This is a genomic window from Nocardia brasiliensis IFM 10847, from assembly GCF_000710915.1.
GTDB lineage: Bacteria > Actinomycetota > Actinomycetes > Mycobacteriales > Mycobacteriaceae > Nocardia > Nocardia brasiliensis_A.
In genome coordinates this window covers 49,478-67,469 of sequence record NZ_BAUA01000072.1, presented here as the reverse complement: position 1 = coordinate 67,469, position 17,992 = coordinate 49,478, and the positions used below count along the sequence as shown (strand labels likewise).

Annotated in this window: 16 protein-coding genes; 9 read left to right on the top strand and 7 right to left on the bottom strand. The window is 65.4% G+C overall.

All coding sequences use genetic code 11. The features are described from left to right. Nucleotides 1-35: 35 nt before the first annotated feature. The 7 genes from NBRGI_RS15250 to NBRGI_RS15220 all read left to right on the top strand — a co-directional run bounded on the left by NBRGI_RS15250 (nt 36) and on the right by NBRGI_RS15220 (nt 9,438). Nucleotides 36-716, top strand: a complete 681-nt coding sequence (locus tag NBRGI_RS15250) for an Rv1733c family protein (RefSeq protein WP_148310826.1) — start codon at nt 36-38, stop codon at nt 714-716. Nucleotides 717-1,045: 329 nt separating this feature from the next. Beyond that, nucleotides 1,046-2,149: a glycosyltransferase gene (locus NBRGI_RS15245; protein ID WP_235210963.1), complete on the top strand. Its 1,104-nt coding sequence runs from the start codon at nt 1,046-1,048 to the stop codon at nt 2,147-2,149. 32 nt (nt 2,150-2,181) lie between these two features. Then, nucleotides 2,182-3,189 (top strand): hypothetical protein, encoded by a 1,008-nt coding sequence (locus NBRGI_RS15240; protein ID WP_036559196.1) that lies wholly within the window; start codon nt 2,182-2,184, stop codon nt 3,187-3,189. Next, nucleotides 3,189-4,478 (top strand): glycoside hydrolase family 130 protein, encoded by a 1,290-nt coding sequence (locus tag NBRGI_RS15235; protein WP_029896763.1) that lies wholly within the window; start codon nt 3,189-3,191, stop codon nt 4,476-4,478. Before NBRGI_RS15240 ends, NBRGI_RS15235 begins: the two co-directional genes overlap by 1 nt. Before the next feature lie 22 nt (nt 4,479-4,500). Then, nucleotides 4,501-6,114, top strand: coding sequence for an NADH-ubiquinone oxidoreductase-F iron-sulfur binding region domain-containing protein (locus NBRGI_RS15230; protein ID WP_081878078.1), 1,614 nt, complete (start codon nt 4,501-4,503; stop codon nt 6,112-6,114). Further along, the gene (gene fdhF / locus NBRGI_RS15225) at nt 6,111-8,801 is read left to right on the top strand and encodes a formate dehydrogenase subunit alpha (RefSeq protein WP_036559192.1); all 2,691 of its coding nucleotides are present in this window, start codon (nt 6,111-6,113) and stop codon (nt 8,799-8,801) included. The genes NBRGI_RS15230 and fdhF overlap by 4 nt, the downstream gene beginning before the upstream one ends. A gap of 145 nt (nt 8,802-8,946) precedes the next feature. Then, complete coding sequence (locus NBRGI_RS15220; protein ID WP_029896757.1) at nt 8,947-9,438, top strand: Gmad2 immunoglobulin-like domain-containing protein; 492 nt, start codon at nt 8,947-8,949, stop codon at nt 9,436-9,438. A 41-nt stretch (nt 9,439-9,479) separates the two neighbouring features. On the opposite strand, the gene NBRGI_RS15215 is transcribed toward NBRGI_RS15220, so the two are convergent. Then, on the bottom strand, nt 9,480-9,827 hold the full coding sequence (locus tag NBRGI_RS15215; protein ID WP_029896755.1) for a VOC family protein: 348 nt from the start codon (nt 9,825-9,827) through the stop codon (nt 9,480-9,482). A gap of 323 nt (nt 9,828-10,150) precedes the next feature. Here NBRGI_RS15215 and NBRGI_RS15210 point away from each other — a divergent pair, with 323 nt between their 5' ends. Together NBRGI_RS15210 and NBRGI_RS15205 are read left to right on the top strand one after the other, a co-directional pair. Beyond that, nucleotides 10,151-10,564: a hypothetical protein gene (locus tag NBRGI_RS15210; RefSeq protein WP_148310825.1), complete on the top strand. Its 414-nt coding sequence runs from the start codon at nt 10,151-10,153 to the stop codon at nt 10,562-10,564. Nucleotides 10,565-10,801: 237 nt separating this feature from the next. Continuing rightward, nucleotides 10,802-11,515 carry a CBS domain-containing protein gene (locus NBRGI_RS15205; RefSeq protein WP_051727788.1) on the top strand — a complete coding sequence of 238 codons (714 nt, stop codon included), beginning with the start codon at nt 10,802-10,804 and terminating at the stop codon, nt 11,513-11,515. 761 nt (nt 11,516-12,276) lie between these two features. Here the strand turns inward: NBRGI_RS15205 and NBRGI_RS49115 are convergent. The 6 genes from NBRGI_RS49115 to NBRGI_RS49630 all read right to left on the bottom strand — a co-directional run bounded on the left by NBRGI_RS49115 (nt 12,277) and on the right by NBRGI_RS49630 (nt 17,902). Next, on the bottom strand, nt 12,277-13,353 hold the full coding sequence (locus tag NBRGI_RS49115; RefSeq protein WP_235210961.1) for a hypothetical protein: 1,077 nt from the start codon (nt 13,351-13,353) through the stop codon (nt 12,277-12,279). 72 nt (nt 13,354-13,425) lie between these two features. Further along, nucleotides 13,426-14,841, bottom strand: coding sequence for a wax ester/triacylglycerol synthase domain-containing protein (locus NBRGI_RS15190; RefSeq protein WP_158439883.1), 1,416 nt, complete (start codon nt 14,839-14,841; stop codon nt 13,426-13,428). A 23-nt stretch (nt 14,842-14,864) separates the two neighbouring features. Then, entirely contained in the window at nt 14,865-15,659 is a 795-nt protein-coding gene (locus NBRGI_RS15185; RefSeq protein WP_029896744.1) for an ABC transporter permease subunit, read from the bottom strand. 6 nt (nt 15,660-15,665) lie between these two features. After that, nucleotides 15,666-16,556 (bottom strand): ABC transporter ATP-binding protein, encoded by an 891-nt coding sequence (locus NBRGI_RS15180; protein ID WP_029896741.1) that lies wholly within the window; start codon nt 16,554-16,556, stop codon nt 15,666-15,668. Between the two features lie 31 nt (nt 16,557-16,587). Next, a complete protein-coding gene (locus NBRGI_RS15175) occupies nt 16,588-17,319 on the bottom strand; it encodes an SDR family NAD(P)-dependent oxidoreductase (RefSeq protein ID WP_029896739.1) in 732 nt (243 codons plus the stop codon). Between the two features lie 106 nt (nt 17,320-17,425). Further along, nucleotides 17,426-17,902: a glycosyl hydrolase family 65 protein gene (locus NBRGI_RS49630; RefSeq protein WP_268808397.1), complete on the bottom strand. Its 477-nt coding sequence runs from the start codon at nt 17,900-17,902 to the stop codon at nt 17,426-17,428. Nucleotides 17,903-17,992: the final 90 nt, after the last annotated feature.

Genomic DNA, 17,992 nt, shown 5'->3' with positions numbered 1-17,992 from the left:
TGACACCGCAAGGGTAGGACTTTCTTCTCTGCCACGTGACCGCGCGGCGCGGGATGCTCGATTCGATATCGGCCGCTCAGTCGAACGGCGGCCCACTGCGAAGGATGATTCAAATGTCCGACTACCCATCGCTGCCGGTCCGCGCCTGGCGCATGCGGCCGTGGCAAACAAATGTGCTGATTCGTCCGACGGATCGTCTGCTGGCGCTGGTGTGGATGATGGCGGTCGTCGCGATGCTTGCCGCCGTTCCGGTGGCGGGTGCCGTGGGTACCGCTGGATACACCTCCGCTGCGGCGCGAATCAGCGCGGAGAATGCAACGAAAACCGCTGTGCCGGGCACGATAACGGCCGACCCGGAGCGGACGGTCAGTACCTCCGGTCGCGGTGAGTCGGCTGCTGAACGCGCTGAAGCCCCGGTGCAGTGGATGCGGGACGGCCGGACCGGGACAGCGACAGTGGAGGTTGCGAGCGATGCGAAACGTGGCGAGCAGGTGTCCATCTGGCTCGACTCGGATGCTGCCCTGACCAGCCCACCGCGATCCTCCGGTGTGGCAGCGGGTGAGGGCGCCACTCGCGGCCTACTGGTCGTGCTCGGATGTTGGGGTGCTGCGCTGGCGTTGGTGGCGATCACTGGCCGGACGGTGACCACACGGCACAGCGCTCGCTGGGATCGGGAATGGCGTGACCTCGATCGCCCAATCGGCACGGACACATAGACGCGGACGTCCGGGGAAGTCGTGAATCAACAGCGTCGTCGCACGTCGGATCGGACGTGCTGAAGATAGAGATTTCATCCGCGTTCGGCACGAAGTGGGGTTACGATCGAGGCTCGGTGGTTTATCCACCTCGTGCCGTGACCCGGCGCGAATTCTGTGCGCCGCAGCACAACATGATCACTCAATTGAATGGTTGCGGCACCGCTGACGTTGCCTCCCAGTAGAAAGGCGGCGTCGTGTCTGTCAGATCCTACGGCGTTTTGAGTACGTTCCCACCCACCCAGTGTGGCTTGGCAACTTTCACCGCTTCGTTGGTCGGCGCACTTGCCGTGCCCGCCGAGATCAATTTCGGGTCAGACGATTTCGGCCGGAATACCGCCATGGTGGGCGCCACCGTCGGTGTAATCGGCGTGGTCGACAGCCCCGACCCGCTGGCACCGCCGCCGGTGGTCTATCAGTGGGTGCGCAGTGACCGACATGGTGCCGCCGCGACGGCGGAGGTGCTCAATCGCTTCGATGTTGCGATCATTCAACACGAGTACGGTATCTACGGCGGGCCCGATGGTGCCGACGTACTCGAAGTCGTTCGTGCTCTGCGTGTTCCGGCTATCGCGGTGCTCCACACGGTGTTGACCACTCCGACCGTCCGGCAGCGGATGATCCTGGAAGAGCTGGCGCGCCACTGCTACGCCCTCGTAACCATGACGGAAGCCGGTCGCCATCGACTGATCGAGCACTATGCGGTCGACCAGGCCGAGATCGTGGTGATTCCGCACGGAGCCGCCGAGCATCGATTCGGGCCGCACGAGACTTGGCGGCAACCGGACTCGCGTACGCCGGTCGTCCTGACCTGGGGCCTGCTCGGCGAGGGCAAAGGAATCGAGTGGGGTATCGACGCGATGGTGCATCTCGCCGACCTGCGCCCGGCCGTGCAATTTCAGGTGGTCGGACAGACCCATCCCAAGGTGCTCGCCAGGCACGGCGAGTCTTACCGCGCCGGCTTGGTGAAAAGAGCTCAGGTGCGCGGTGTCGCTGATTCGGTGTATTTCGACGCTCACTATCTGACCGAAGCAGAACTCCGTCGACTGATAGATCAGGCCGCCGTCGTGCTTCTCCCGTACGATTCGCGTGAGCAAGTTACGTCCGGGGTATTGATCGAGGCTGTCGCTGCGGGTAAACCCGTGGTATCCACCGACTTCCCACACGCCCGAGAGCTGCTGTCGAGCGGGGCAGGACTGCTGGTCGACCGCAAATCGCCGACCAGCATCGCAGGCGCGCTCCGGCGGGTTCTCACCGAGCCGGGCTTGGCGTCCAGGATGAGCGCGGAGGCGAAACGGATTGCGCCAGAACTTTTCTGGTCGGCAGTAAGTAAGAAGTATCATTCGCTCGCCGCGGCCACGCGACGAGCCGGCGTGACGTTGGCTACAGGATGAGTGAACGAGTTGGCCTACGGTATGCGCCTCCCGTGCCGAATGAGTCTGTCCCCTATGCTCATTTGCTGCGACTCAGCGACGACTGCGGAGTCTTCGAACATGCGGAATTCACCGAGCCTCGGCTCGAGAGCGGCTATTGCCTCGACGATGTTGCGCGAGCTCTCATCGTGGCGGTCCGCGAACCCGAACCGATCGCTGAACTGGAGGCGCTCACCAGGGTCTATTTGCGTTTCGTGATCGATGCGCAGGCTGGTGACGGCAGCTGTCGCAATCGCCGCGGTGCCGACCGGAGTTGGCACGATGGCCCGAGCCTGGGCGATCACTGGGGGCGTGCCCTGTGGGCGCTCGGCTCCGTCGTTGCCCGTAGGCCGGAGCTGTCGGAGACAGTGCTGCCGTACTTCGTCACTGGGGCACGCCGACGATCGCGTTATCCACGTGCTATGGCGTTTGCGGCACTCGGCGCCGCCGAGGTGCTGCGCGTCGAACCGAGAGACCGGACGGCCCGAGCGCTGCTGGCCGATGCGGCGATCACGATCGGGCCGCCTGCTCACACCCGCCATTGGCGCTGGCCCGAGCCGCGTCTTCACTACGCCAATGCCGTGTTGGCCGAAGCGTTGATGGCCGCTGGTGTCGCGGGAGGCCGCTCACGTGTGCACGCCGATGGTCTGGCGATGCTGAGCTGGCTGGTCGAGGTCGAGACCGCAGGGGACCATCTGTCGGTCACGCCCGTCGGCGGTTGGGCGGTCGGCGAGCAGCGCCCGGCTTTCGACCAGCAGCCGATCGAGGTCGCCGCGCTGGCGGATGCCTGCGCCCGCGCCTTCGAAGACACCGGCAACCAGCGGTGGAAGGACGCGGTACTGCTGTGTGAAGCCTGGTTTCGTGGTGCGAACGACGCATCCACCCCGCTGATCGACCTGGACAGCGGTGGCAGCTGCGACGGGCTCGAACATGCCGGTCGTAATGAAAACCAGGGTGCCGAATCGACCCTCGCATTGATTTCGACACTGCAGCAGGCTCAGCGCCTGCAGATGGAGGGCTGATGACAGACTCGACGACGGCCGACGTAGTCCGCCGCGGCAGTGTGGCGCTGCATCCCGATCCGAACCGGGTGTTGATCCGAGCCTTTCATCCAGGCCAGGAGTTGTTCGGACACGGTGCCTCGCGTGCCGAAGCCACTATCGCGCGGGTGCTGCGGCTGTCCGAAGAAGAGGTCGCGGTCACCTTGGCGGCTACCGCCCGGCGCTTCGCGGCCAGACATCGCGATATCAGCGAGACGTTCATGGCGCACTACGCTGCCGCCGTCGAACGCCTCCTGCCGGTAGAGCTGACCCTGGAACGTCGTCTGCTCATCGGCGCGTACTTCACCCAGGAGTACGCGGTCGAAGCCGCAGCGCTGTTCAATCCGTCGATGGTCGTGCACCCGGACCAAACCGGCCTCGACGCAGGGGAATTGCGGTTCATCATGAGTGTGCGTGCGGTCGGCGAGGGACACATCTCCAGCATCGGATTCCGGACCGGTGTGGTCGCACAGGACGATTCGATCACGGTGGCGACGCCTTCCCGCTTCCTCGATGTCGGCCGGATCAGCGCGTCGGTGGCCGACAACTACACGGTGACCTTTCCCGACGATCTGCCGCTGTCCGAGCGGGTTCTTTTTCCGGCGAGTCCCGACGAGGCCCATGGCATCGAAGACGCGCGGTTCACCCGATTCATCGAAAGTGATGGATCAGCAACGTATTACGCTACGTATACCGCGTACGACGGTGTCCAGGTGGCGGGACGGTTGCTGCATACCAGTGATTTCGTCACCTTCACGAGCACCAGGCTCAGCGGTCCAGCAGCTGTCGACAAGGGCACGGCGTTGTTTCCACGCCGGGTCGGCGGCCGGTGTCTGCTGCTGTCCAGGTGGGATCGGGAGAACATCAGCGTGGTGAGTTCACCGGACTTGCGTACCTGGAGTGATCCGAAGACCATCGATCGGCCCGTTCAGCCGTGGGAGCTGATCCAACTCGGCAACTGTGGTTCGCCTGTCGAAACAACCAGCGGCTGGCTGGTTCTGACGCATGGCGTCGGGCCGATGCGTACGTACAGCATAGGGGCAATCCTGCTCGACCTCGACGATCCCACACGCGTGCTCGGCGTGCTGCGCAAACCTCTGCTGGCGCCGATCGAAGGCGAGCGCAACGGGTACGTGCCCAACGTGGTGTATTCCTGCGGGGCAATGCGACACGGGGACACTCTCGTCCTGCCCTACGGTTGCAGCGACTCGGTCATCAGGTTCGCTTTCGTTGCGATACCCGAACTGCTGGCAGCACTTACGGCTCTGTAACGCGACGGGAAGTGAGGCAGCGATGGATGGTCGACCCCGGGATCGCATCGCAGGGCGTGCGAATCGGTTCGCCGGCGCTGCGAGCGCCGTCGATCGGTTGCGGGCCGCGCTAGACGATCATGGCGTGATCGGTCGCGAGGATATCCGGGCTGTTGCGGCCCGAACGCACCTGCCCATCGCCGCGGTCGCCGGTTCGTCCTCGTTCTACGCGGATTTCGCCCTCGCACAGCGTAAGTCGAGGCATGTGCGAATATGCCGAGGGACCGCCTGCTTCGTCGCGTGCGCAGGTGTGGACCCGCGAGCTGATACGGATGCGGATACTTCGGTGCAATCGGTCCATTGTCTCGGATTCTGTTTCGCGGCCCCGGCTCTGCTCGACAACGGCCTGCCGCGTACTGGTCCGGACCAGCAGCCGGGCCCGCCGATCCCCTACGCCTGCGCCGCACCGAGAAGTGTCGTGCTCGCCGGGTTGTGTGGTGACGAGTCTGCCTGGCAGGTCTGGCCGGAAATGCTGGCCAGTGGATTGCGCGATCGCGTCATGGGCGAGGTCGCGGGTTCAGGTCTGCGCGGCCGGGGCGGCGCGGAATTTCCCGCCGCCGAGAAATGGCGTGCGGCGCAATGCCGTCCGAGACCGCGCCAGGTGATCGCCAACGGTGATGAGGGAGACCCGGGGTCCTTCTGTGATCGGCTGCTGCTGGAATGCGATCCGCATCGGGTGCTGGAAGGTCTCGCGCTGTGTGGATATGCGGTCGGAGCCGATCAGGGCACTGTTCTGGTGCGCTCGGAGTATCCAGCAGCGCTCGCCGCCATGCGACGTGCTGTCGAACAGGCAAGAGCCGCAGGTCATCTTGGAAGCAACGTGCACGGCAGCGGCTTAGCGTTCGACGTCGCGGTGTCGGAGGGAGCAGGTTCCTACACTGCTGGCGAGGAGACCGGCTTGCTGCGGGCACTGACAGGCTTGCGCGGCTCGGTCCAGGCCCGTCCGCCGTACCCCACCGACTGTGGATTCGCCGGACGTCCCACGGTTGTGCACAATGTCGAGACGCTCGCCGCCATCCCGTGGATCGTGCGCCATGGTGGCGCTGCCTACGCCCGGCTGGGGCGCAGCAGCGAGACCGGCACCAAACTCGTCAGCCTGAGCGCGGGTTTCGCCGAGCCGGGGGTGTATGAAGTGGAGTTCGGTACACCTTTGCGCGAGATCGTCGAGCGACTCGGCGGCGGAGCCCGGGCCGGGCGCCTACTGCGCGCAGTCCAGGTCGGTGGCCCGCTCGGTGGTTTCCTCGGGTCCGGAGACCTGGACATCGGGCTCGCCGACACCGACCTGGCTGCTCGCGGGATCAGCCTCGGACATGGCGGCATAGTCGCGATCGACGACAGGGTCAGCGGCGGGGCCCTGCTGCGCCAACTGTGGCAATTCGCCGCCGCGGAGAGCTGTGGTGCCTGTGCTCCTTGCCGGGTCGGCACCAGACGTGGTCTGGAGATGAGCATGCGTGCTGCACCGATCGGCCCGGAACTGCCGCGGCTGCTCGACATCATGCGCACCGGCAGCTTGTGCGCATTCGGTACCGGCGTGGCCGCTGCCGTGCACAGTCTCGTGCGGGTCTACTCCGACGAACTGGGAGAGGCGAGGCCATGATTCGCGTCTACGTGGCGGGCGAACCGGTCGAACTCGCCGCATCGGCGACAGTGCTGGATGCGGTGCGTGCCGCCGGAGTCGATCTGCCGACGCTGTGCCACGATGACCGGCTGACCGCACGCGGGTCCTGTCGGGTCTGCTTGGTCCGGGCCGGTGACGCGGTGGTGGCGGCCTGTACGGCACCGCTGCGGGACGGCGTGCGAATCGATCCTTACGACGCCGAGGCCGGTGCGTCGGCTCTCGGTGCGCTCGAGCTGATCGTATCCGAACTGCCTCCCCGAGCTTTGGCTGTGCCCGCGCAGCAGAGCGAGTTGGTGCGCCTGTGCGAGCGGCTCGGCGTCACCGGTTCGGCCTTCGAAGGTGCACGTCGTCACGGTCGCGGCCGTGACGACTCGAATCCGTACTTCACCTTCGACCGAGACCTGTGCATCGCCTGCGGGCGGTGTGTCGCCATGTGTGCCGAAGTGCAGGGCACGTTCGCGTTGGAGCTGTCCGGTCGCGGTTTCGGGACTTCGGTCGCCCCGGGCGACGGTGGGCCGTGGATCGAGTCGCCATGCGTGTCGTGCGGCAGTTGCGTCGACAGCTGCCCGACCGGCGCGCTGCGCGAAAAAGCCGCTGAGGGACGTACTTTCATCGATATTACGCAGACCACATGTGGCTACTGCGGCGTGGGCTGCTCGTTGGACGTGCGGACCGATTCCGGTGGGATCGTCTCGGTCACGCCGACCCATGATGCGCCGGTCAATCGCGGACACGCCTGCGTAAAAGGACGATTCGCGCACGGCTTCGGTACGTCGCGGGACCGGCTTACCCGTCCTTTGGTCCGTGCCGCAGGCCGTGACTCGGCGCTGCGGCCCGCTTCCTGGGCGGAGGCACTCGCAGTCACGGCGACCGCGCTGGCCGGTATCCGGGATACCCATGGTCCGGCGGCGATCGGCATGATCTGTTCGGCCCGCGCGACCAACGAGGAAAACTATCTCGCGCAGAAGTTCGCTCGAACTGTATTGGGCACCAACAATATCGACAATTGTTCGCGCCTGTGTCATGCGCCGACGGCGGCGGGCCTGTCTGCTTCTCTCGGTTACGCGGGCGGTACCAACTCGCTCGACGACCTGGACCGCGCCGACTGCATCCTGGTCGCGGGGGCCAACCCCACCGAGGCGCACCCGGTTGTCGGGTCCCGTATCCTGCAGCGGGTCTCGGCGGGCGCGTCGCTTATCGTGGTCGATCCGCGGATTACTCCACTCGCCGAGCTCGCCGAGGTGCACCTGCGCGGTGTACCAGGGTCGAATGTCGCGCTGTTCAACGGCCTGGCTCGGCAACTACTCGACGGCGGATATCTCGACCGATCGTTCCTCGACTCCCGTACCACGGGACTCGCCGAACTCATCGAGCTACTGTGCGACTACCCGCCCGATCGTGTCGCCGCCATAGCCGGTGTGCCCGCGGAATCGGTGGCGAAGGCGGCCACGCTGTTCGGCCAGGCGCACCGACCGGCCATCCTGTATGGGCTCGGGGTCACCGAACACGCGCACGGCACAGACGGGGTGCGTGCCTTGACCAACCTGGCATTGCTGCGCGGCAGCGTCGGTACGCCCGGTTGCTGCGGTATCTTGCCGCTGCGGGGCCAGAACAACGTGCAGGGCGCGTCGGACATGGGCGCGTTACCGGATGTGCTACCGGGCTACCAGCCGGTTGCGGACCCAGCTGTGCGACAACAGTTCTCGGATGTTTGGGGCGCCGCGGTGCCGGAACGGGCCGGACTGCGCACCCCGGCGATGTTCCAGGCCGCTCGTGCCGGCGAGTTGCGCGCTCTCTATGTGATCGGCGAGGACGTCATGACCTCCGATCCGGATTCGGGCGCGGTGCGGGACGCATTGCGCGCCTGCGAGTTCGTCGTCTGCCAAGACATCTTCGGTTCACGAACCGCGGAATTTGCGGATGTGGTGCTGCCCGCGACCTCCTTCTTGGAGAAGGGTGGCACCTTCGTCAATTTCGAGCGCCGGTTCCAGCGAGTGCGCGCCACGGTTGCTCCGCCTGGGGACGCCCGCAGCGATTTCGATATCCTGCACGCGTTGGCCGCAGCGATGGACGCTGATCTCGGCTGCCCGACGCCGGCTGACGCCCTGAACGAATGCGCGCGTCTCGCACCGTTGTTCGCCGGTGTCTCGCATCGGCGCCTCGATTCCACTGGATCGGTGCAATGGCCATGCCGGACTCCGGCAGACCCGGGCTCGGGGACGTTGTATCTGCATCGATTCGCCACCGCTGACGGACTGGCACGGCTGGCCGCACGCCCCTATCTCCCGCCGGGCGAACAACCGGACACCACTTATCCCTTCGTACTCGTCACCGGCCGCAGGCTGATGCACTACAACACCGGGTCAATGACCCGGCGCACCCCGAATGCCGAACTGCTCAGTACGGAAACCCTCGATCTCGCTCCGAGTGACGCCGCGGCGCTCGGTGTCGGGGACGGTGATCGGATCGAGGTGCGCAGTCGGCGCGGTGCGGTGGTGCTCGCCGCCCGTCTGACCGACGAGGTCGTGCCCGGCCAGGTGTTCACCGCGTTCCATTTTCCGCAGGCGCCGGTGAACGACCTCACCTCTGCGTGGACCGACGAGATCACCGGGTGTCCGGAGTACAAGGTCACGGCGGTAGCTCTGCACCGCGTTTCCGAACCATGAGCTCAGCAGCATCTGCCACGCTCGTGGTGTCGCCGGTCTAATCTGGAAACAAGTAGGGACACAATGGATTCGACGCTCACCGCTCGCTGAGCCGTTGCCCGTTCGGCTCGCGGTGAACGAGATATCTGGTTCGATTGGAGACCGAATGTCCATCGCCGTACAGCAACCCCGACCTTATGACCTGGTCGGCACGCAGATCCAGATCGCAGGCACCGCGGGCGGGGCCTGCGAAGCACAATTCAACTATCGGATCACCGAGGGGCACGACGAAGTGAGCGGCTGCCTCATGGCCGGCGACGGAACCGGTGGCCACGGCCAATTCCAGACCGTCGCAGACGTTTCGGGCGCGGGTTTCATGCTCGAACGCCTCTTCGTCGAAGTGTTCCACGTGTCACCCAAAGATGGTGCCGAGCTCGGAAAGATCGTTGTTCCTGTGCTGCTCGGACCGAAAATCGTTCCTGGATACAGCGTGTACCTCGAGCACACCATCGTCGCGGGCGAAACACTGTGGAGCATCGCATCGCACTACTACCGATCCGGCAACCTCTACCATCGTCTGGTCGCCGCGAATCCGACGGTGATCACTGATCCCAACGTGATCAACCCTGGTGAAGTCATCAAAGTGCCGCAGGCCTGACCACTCGCCAGCGCTCGGGCGAACCCCGCATTTCCGGCGATTCAGCTCTGCTGAAGTAGACCGACAACCGCGCCACCGGGATCGGTGAACAACGCGAAGGACATGGTGTCGTCGATTGCAGTGGGCCGCACCAGTGCCGATCCCCCGAGTTTTTCGATTTCAGTCAGTTTGGCGTCCAGATCGGCCACTCGGATGTACACGGTCACATACGGCGGCATGTTCGGCTGATTCTGCATGATGCCGCCCCCGAGGCCGCCTTCGGCGGCTTCGACGATCGTGTAATCCGGCCCCGCGGAGGACATAGTCCAGCCGAAGGTCTTCGCGTAGAACTCGCGCAACGCCGCTGCGTCCGGTCCGCCGATCTCCCAATGCACAACAGGACAGTTCATGGTCATACCTTTCACGAGATGGTGTCGACGTATGTAAGTCGTTCCGCTGCCGACGATTCGGGCGCGTGGTACCACTCTCGTCCTGAGACGTAGAGACAGGAAGGTCCGGTAGCCCTCGGTATCGGGGTCGTTGGACCCGGCATGGGTGCATCAGCTGTCGATCGACCTCCGTACCGTGTGCACCGCATGACTTTGGGACCTGGATGGGAGGTCGAAGGTCATCGAGGTGCGAATACCGGCCGAAATGTAGTAGCAGACTGCGGACACTGGTGTATGCACGCCAATGATGTTGTTGCGCAACAATTCGCACACATTCGCAGGAGTTGATCGAAATGTTTGGCTGGCGGAGGTCGTTACTTTCGTTTGTGGGAGCGTTGGGCATCTCGGTAGCGACCGTCACGGTGGCCGCGCCATCCGCCTCCGCAGATATCTGGCAGGCCACCGTCTCGCCCGGTATGAGTGTCGGTCTGGGCGGAACTCAGTACGGCACCAGCTGCACCTACACGGTCACCGTGGAAGGGAGCAGGTGGACGAACGTATGGTTCGACGACAACGTCTCCGCCTCGTTCGCTCCCATCTCGATCAATCTCGGCAGTTCCGGCCGGGCTACCACCAGTTGGACGCCCCATGCACCCGGCTGGCATCGGATCGACGTATGGTCTCCGGACAGCGACCGCGGAATTTGGGTGAATGTCGGAATCGGCATCAATCTCGGCAGCGCTTGCGTGGTGCGTTGACCTCGACATAGACACCAGGTCGTCTCGCTCCTCGGACCGAGGCGACCTGCCGTCCTCAGGTGATGCGCCGTTCGCCATTGTCCGTTACGGCGTGCATATACGGCAGAGTCGAGTGCCATTTTCCTCGCCTACCAATGACCTGTGGCCTGCTCGCGTTCGGCCCTGTCGAAAACCGTTGTGTCCGGCGCACACTCACGACACTAGGTCAGTGAAAGCCGTTGGGGCGCGGGAGCAGAGATGAAGCACAAGAAGGTAGGCGATGTCATGACGCGCGATGTGGTGTCGGTCCGGGCGTCCACATCGTTCCAGCAGATCGTGCGCATACTGGCGGAACAGGACATCAGTGCGGTACCGGTGCTCGGCCCGCGCGGCCGAGTACTCGGTGTGGTCAGCGAAGCCGACTTACTCGCCAGACCGGCGAAGGCCGGCGGCGCACTCCGGGGAGTGGTTCAATTTCTGTTACGGCGCAACGCATTCGCACGCCGCAGCCCGGCGCTTACTGCTGCCGACTTGATGACCGCACCGGCGGTCACGGTGCAGCCGGAGCTCACGCTCACCGCAGTGTCGGCCTTACTGGCCAGGCGCGGGCTCGAGCATCTGCCTGTCGTCGACGCCGACGGCCGACTCGTCGGCATGGTCAGTCGCAAGGATCTGCTCTCGGTCTATCTGCGCGACGATGCGGAGTTGGCCGCCGAGATCGGCACCGAGGTGTTGTTGCACGCGATGTACCTTGCACCTCAGGATGTTTCGGTCGAGGTTGTCGACGGAATTGTCACTCTGCGTGGCAGGGTCGAGCGTCGGAGCATGCTCGATGTGATCACCGCTCTCACTGCGACGGTGGACGGGGTTGTCGATGTCCACAACGACATCGTCGCCGAGGTCGACGACACCCACCTGCCACCGCCCCCGCCGGAGAACGTGGGTATTTTCCATCTGCCCACGAAACACTGAACTCGACCGTACGCGATCTGTCTCGGCACCGAAGCATCGCCTGTGGTGGTCGGCGAGCACACAGCGTAAAAACCTTCCGGTCACTGCGGCGGTAGCCGCGGCCATCGCCAGCCCGCTCAGCGCTGCACCGGCCAGACCGACTGCGCTACCGCGTGTCTGCGGCCACGGCAGTAGAGTGCAGGCGGCGAAGGCCGCGGCTCCAGCGATCCAGGCAACGGCACTTGCCCAGGGCCACAACGGAGCTCGATCCGTCCACCGGCGCAGCAGGTACCACTGCGCGACGCCGACCGTGAGAACGGCTCCCAGCGCGCCTGCGACTTCGACAGGTATCTGAATCGTGGTCGATTGGTTCGCCGACGGCTGCGGGCGCAGCATAGGCGACAGGCCGACGGCCCAGCCGATGCCGACGGCCGCGGCGGTCGCGGCCGTCCAGGCGGAGGACTGGAACCCGATGAGGATCGACCGCAGTATCCGCGCCTGCGACCAGCCGACGGCGCTACCGTGCGCCATGCCCGCAAGGAGCAGCGAACCTGCGGCGATGCTCGGTCTGCTCTGGGTGGCTGCGGCAGCGGTGAGTGTCGCGGGCAGAATGCCGAAGAAACCACCGAGGGTGACCATGGAGAACCAGCGCTGCCGTAACAGCCTGTCGGCAAGGGCTACTTCGTACCGGGTGATCACGGCTGCCTGCCGATGATCTCGCAATTCCACGTCATTGGTTTATGGTGTCGGCGGAGCGGATATCACCCCAGGAGCGAAAGCCCTTACGGTGAAGGCCATTCGACATTCGATTTCGAGTTCGATCGGAGAATGCGAACGAGAAATGCACCGCTGACGGCGGCCATGGTGAGCGCCATCAGTAGTCCGCCGAAGAGTCCGATCAGCGCAACGAGGGCGGTGGATTGCCCGGGCTGCCACAGTGGGGTGGTGACGGCGGTGAAGACGAGCAGCGCGACGAGCCAGGCCGCGGCGTTGGCCCGAATCCATTGGCCTGCATGGTGTATATGGCGGCGCAGAACCAGCCATTGAGCCCCGCCGATCGACAGCAGGATGACGACACCGCCGATGGTCGCGGCGGGAATGACTACAGCGGGTGGCCAGGAGCCGAGCCCTTCGCCGGCGACGACCGGGATCACACCGATGGTCCAGGCCAGTAGTGCGCCCAGTGCGGTCGCGAGAATCCAATCGGCGCGACGCAATCCGGGTATGACGATGTGGAGTACGCGCGCTTGGAACCAGCCGAGGACGGTGCCTTCGAGCGCACCGGCGGCGAGCAGCGCGAGGGCGGCAGTGGCAGGTGCGGCGTCCCGCACGAGTGCTCCCGCCAGCGCGGGTGCCGCGAAGCCGAACAGTTCGCCGAGGGTGACGCTGGTGCACCAGCGTCGCCAGAGGCCGCCATGCTCGGGTTCGGTTGCCCCAGTGCTCGGCAGGTTGTGGGCGGCCTGCAATTCGATCACGACGAAGGGATCTGTCGCGGGGATGACCATGCGGGGATACTTCGCCTGGTAGACCGCTGCCACCTCTTCGTGTTCCAGCGATCCCGGTGGTGTCACGTGACCCGTACCGTATTGCCACCGGCCGTCGAGCCATACCGAGAGCGGCCGGGGTGTACGGAAGTTGCGCCACCACGACTTTGTGTGGGCGCGAGCTACCCGGACGACGACGTTGTCGTCCGAGCGGGCGTAGGACACCGGGAGAGCGACGTGGCGACCCGAAAGTCGGCCCTGGTAGCGCAGTTCCGTGAGATTCCGCCGCAGCCCGGCCGTCATGGGCGAGTGCAGCATCCTCGAGATCACGGATGCGCCGAAGCCTGGTGCCTCGTATCGAGTGGTGCTCGTCATATTTCTATGTTCGTCGGCGCGCACGCTGGTCGGCAGGCCCGAAAGGCTCTTGTTCCAGTTGCCGATGGTCCCTCACCCGCAGGTCCGACCGGCCGTTCCGGGCGCAGGGCGCGCGTCGTCGGTCTGCCGCGGCGTCGTTGCGCCGAGACGCCGGAACCTGGTGGCGAGCGCGTCGGTGAGACTGCTCTGCTCGGTGAGGATGTCCGGGTCGGCGATGACGGTGACGCCCAGGGTGCCCGCGTAGGAGAGCACCGCGAAAGTCACGCCGACGTTGCCCGGTGTGGCCACCATCGGCACGATCGCTTCGATCCGGCTGCCGTCCAGGTGCAGGGCCACCCCCGGTCCGCGCAGGTTCGTCTCGAAGGTGTGGACGAGACGTTGGTGTGCGATGAACGACTGGAACAGTCCGGTGCGTTGCAGCATGCGGAACAGCCCGCCCAGTGGTGCTGCCGAGGAAGCGCGGATGGTGGTCTTACTCAGAGTGTTCGTCACAGCGGTGATGTCGGCGAGTCTGGTCGAATCGTCGTCGATCGCGGGGACCGCGATCGGCCGGACGCCGGTGTCGTTGCCTAGATCGGTCGATCGGCTCACACGACGACCCGAGACAGGTACCGAGAACACCAGCTGGCGTGGCCGCTCACCGCGAGCCCGCAGCGTGTCGAACAATGCACCGCTGATCGCGGCGAGCACGACATCATTGACCGTGCCGTCCGCCGAGTGCGCGGTCGCGAGGATGTCGGCAAGGTCGACGGTCACCCGGGTGAGGCGGCGCCGTGGTGACGTGGGCTGGTTCAAGGAGATTCGTTCGACCGGCCGCATGGTTGTCCAGCCGAACCCGAGTTCACGCAGCCCTACGACTATCTTCCGGATCCCGTGTGGCATCGAGCGTAAGGCGCGCAGCCGTGTGCGAGCGGCATCTGCCGCCAGCGCCCACACGCTGGGCGGCGGCCGGGGGAAATCGGATTCCGCGGGCGCTACCCCTTCGTCTGCGAGCGTCGCGAGCACCGCCAAACCCCCGATACCGTCGGTGAGGACATGGTGCGCGACGACCACCAGCGCCCACCGGCCCGGCGAGCGCATCAAGCCGGCCCGCCACAGCGGCCGGTTCTTCGCCAGCGGTGTGCAGAGCAAGTCGGTGGCGAGATCGAAGAGTTCCGATTCGGAAACCTGAGCTGTCCGGTCGATCACCTGAAGGTGCTGGTCCACGGTGAAGTACGGGTCGTCCACCCAGATGGGACGACCGCAACCGAACGGCGTGCGCCGCAACGTCTGTCGGAATCGCGGTATCCGCGATATCCGCTCGGCCAGCAGTGTGCGAAGGTGTGCCGGATCCGGCGGGCAAGTGCTGTCGAAAAGCAGGATCGCCCCGAGGTGCATGGGCGTCGACCCATGGTCGTCGACCATGACCGTGAGATCTGTCCGGTTCGCGCGGTCGATCACCGGTGGACGGGACCGCGCGGGCCTGCCGGGTACGGGTGCTCTGGTCATCGCTGGACCCTCCGTGCCCCGGCTCAACTGCCCGCGATATCGCGGCGATCGAAAATCGGCAGTGCGGCCAGGACACAGCAGATTCCGGCTGCCGCGAGCCATAGGTAAGAGAGGGGAAGGCCGGCACCCATCGGTCCATCGGCTACCGCCTGGTGGAACGGCGACCACGGTCCCCACGGCTGCACCGCGGTGACCAGTTTGCTCGCTACGTAGAGCACATAGGCGGCTACGGCGAGCACCGAGGCGACAGCGAGCGCGAGCACTCGCCTGCCGGTAGCGGCGCCGATCGCAACGGCGAGCAACCCGAACTCGATACCCAGCAGGGTCATCGACAACGCGCCCGATGCGGCGGCGCTCACCGTCACACCCAAGCCGAAAACGGCCGAGCACACGACGAGGGACCCGAACAGCACCGACCCGAGGACCGCGACGGCGGTCACGACCACGCCAGCCTGCTCCAGCGTCAGCCGTATCGGTGAAACACCGTTCACGAGAAGCACTTCCAGAGTGCCGCGTTCTTCCTCGCCCGCGATGCCGCGCGCGCCGCGACCGATGGCGAAGACCATGAACAGAATCGGCAGCAGCATGCTGAACAGCTCGGCGTTCAAGAATCCGGTTCCGGTGGTGAACTCCTCGAGGTTGAACAGTTTGCGCATGGCCTCCGGGTAGTTGTTCAGGAAGTCCTGCATGCCGGACATATCCGAGAACGTCGGCCAGATCGCGGATTCGAGTAGTACGAGCAGAACTACCCCGATGCTCCAGCCGAGGAGGCCGCGGCGTTGATCACGCAACGATTTGGTGTACACGGTGCGCAGCATGGTGATTCAACCCCGTCCGTAATAGTTGAGGAAGACCTCTTCGAGGTCGGGTTCGTGGCTGACGATGTCGGTGACCTCGAACGGCGCCACGGCACGCAGCAACGCCGCCGTCGATCCCTCCAGGTCGATATGCACCGCCTTGCTGTTGCGTACGACCGATCGCACCCCGCTGAGGTGGCGGAGCCGGTCGAGATCCGGTGGCGTTCCACCGAATACGAGGTCGATGCGGCGTAGCGGGCGCGCGGTCAGCTCATCGATCGAGCGGACCTCCACCAGGCGGCCCTGGCGCAGGATGCCGACCATGTCAGCGACCTCCTGAACCTCCGACAGCACGTGGGAGGACAGGAATACGGTGCGTCCCGCGGCCTTCACCTCGTGGATCAAGGTGTGGAATTCTCGCTGCACCAACGGGTCCAGCCCTGCGGTGGGCTCATCCAAGACCAGTAGATCCGGTTCGGACATGAATGCCTGGACGAGACCGACCTTCTGCCGGTTACCGTGCGACATCGCACCGATGCGCACCGTGGGATCGAGATCGAGTCGTTCGATCAGCTGGGTGCGGACCTTTTCGTCGACTTCGCCGCGCAGATGCGACAGATACCGCAGGTACTGGTCCGCGGTGAGATCGGAATATCCGACGAATTCACCTGGGAGATAACCGATGTGACGTTGCGCCGCAGATCGCCGGCGGACGGTGTCCGCACCGGCGATGGCCACGCTACCGCTCGTCGGGCGCATCAAACCGACCAACAGCCGGATCGTCGTGGTCTTACCCGCGCCGTTCGGCCCCAGGTAGCCGAAGACGACTCCGGCGGGAACTTCCAGATCTACGTCGACCAGGGCGGTCTTGTGCCCGTAGCGCTTGGCCAACCCGGTGGTACTGACTATCGATGGCATGGCAGATGTCTTTCGCGCTGCGACGGCCGGTTCAGCCTGCCGCGCCCGCGGTCGCGCCGCCGTCGAGGACGAATTCCGAACCGGTGGAGAAGGTGGCCTCGGTGATGAGGAAGCGCACCATCGCCGCGACCTCGTCCGGCTCGCCGAAGCGGGCCAATGGCTGGGCGGCCGCCATCGACTCGTCCAGGCCGGCGGTCATCGGCGTGTGGATCGGGCCGGGATGCACCGAGCACACCCGGATGTCGTCGGGGCCGAGCTCGATGGCGGCGGCTTTGGTCAGGCCACGCAGACCCCATTTGCTGGCGACGTAGCCGCCGATGCCCGCGTAACCGACCAGCCCCGCCGTCGAGGAGATATTGACGATCACGCCGCCGCCCCCGGCCCGCAGGTGCGGAACGGCCATGTGCATGCCGAGCCACGAACCGTACAGGTTGACCTCGACGACGTGCCGGAACATCGCCGGTGACTCGTCCTCGATGCTGCCGAAGTCGAGGATGCCCGCGTTGTTGACCAGGATCGCGAGCGGCCCGAAAGTGGCTGCGGTCTGGTCGATGACATCGCGCCACATCGACTTGTCGGTGACATCGAGACGCTGGAACATGACGTTGGGTCCGAGCGAACGGGCGAGTTCGGTGCCTTCCCGCTCGAGCAGATCGGCGACGACGACCGCGATGTTCTCTTTCGCGAGTGCGCGCACGATCGCGGCGCCGATGCCGCGCGCGCCGCCGGTGACGATGGCGCTTCGTCCGGTGAAACTGTTCATGGCGACAACCTCCTGTGTTCGGTGTCCTTAGAGCGTGGCGCGTGACGGTGCCGGGCGAGTCTGGCGAAAGTCCTCAGTGCGCAGGACTATCCGACTCTGTGTCGGGCTACTCGACCGGCAGTCGAGCATCGGCGGGCGTGAGGTCGAATTCGCGGGTCTGTCCGCTGTCGAGGGTCGCCGGCGTTCCCGCGACATCGAGATCGATGGTCGTAGCGCTTGCGGACGGTCGGCTGGTCAGGCGCAGTCGGTGGTGTTCGAGGGCGACATCGATGCGGTGCCCGCGGTAGTGCAGGCCGAACCGGACACCGGAGAGCTGCTGCGGCAGCCTCGGGTCGAAGACGAGCCGATCCCGGTGGCAGCGCAGGCCGGCGAACGCGCGGATCACGATGTCGACCGTGCCCGCCATGGCGGCGAGATGGATGCCGTGCTGGGTGGTGCCGCCCTGGGTGTCGTCGAGGTCGGCCACCAGCGCCTGCTGAAAGACTGCCCAGGCACGCTCGGGTCGCATACGGGCCAGCACCGAGGCGTGTACCACCTGGCTCAGGGTGGATCCGTCGCTGGTGCGGCGCAGGTAGTAATCCACTGTGCGATCGAGGGTTTCGCGCGTACACGAGTAGCCGAGACGATCGAGGAATTCGAGCAGCCGGCCGGCCCAGCAGATAGATGAGCATCA

Coding starts and splice junctions, on each gene's coding strand:
- NBRGI_RS15230 (WP_081878078.1), top strand. CDS start 4,501: ATGGATGGTCGACCCCGGGATCGCATCGCAGGGCGTGCGAATCGGTTC.
- NBRGI_RS15205 (WP_051727788.1), top strand. CDS start 10,802: ATGAAGCACAAGAAGGTAGGCGATGTCATGACGCGCGATGTGGTGTCG.
- fdhF (WP_036559192.1), top strand. CDS start 6,111: ATGATTCGCGTCTACGTGGCGGGCGAACCGGTCGAACTCGCCGCATCG.
- NBRGI_RS15235 (WP_029896763.1), top strand. CDS start 3,189: ATGACAGACTCGACGACGGCCGACGTAGTCCGCCGCGGCAGTGTGGCG.
- NBRGI_RS15215 (WP_029896755.1), bottom strand. CDS start 9,827: ATGAACTGTCCTGTTGTGCATTGGGAGATCGGCGGACCGGACGCAGCG.
- NBRGI_RS15175 (WP_029896739.1), bottom strand. CDS start 17,319: ATGAACAGTTTCACCGGACGAAGCGCCATCGTCACCGGCGGCGCGCGC.
- NBRGI_RS15185 (WP_029896744.1), bottom strand. CDS start 15,659: ATGCTGCGCACCGTGTACACCAAATCGTTGCGTGATCAACGCCGCGGC.
- NBRGI_RS49115 (WP_235210961.1), bottom strand. CDS start 13,353: ATGACGAGCACCACTCGATACGAGGCACCAGGCTTCGGCGCATCCGTG.
- NBRGI_RS15190 (WP_158439883.1), bottom strand. CDS start 14,841: ATGACCAGAGCACCCGTACCCGGCAGGCCCGCGCGGTCCCGTCCACCG.
- NBRGI_RS15220 (WP_029896757.1), top strand. CDS start 8,947: ATGTCCATCGCCGTACAGCAACCCCGACCTTATGACCTGGTCGGCACG.
- NBRGI_RS15180 (WP_029896741.1), bottom strand. CDS start 16,556: ATGCCATCGATAGTCAGTACCACCGGGTTGGCCAAGCGCTACGGGCAC.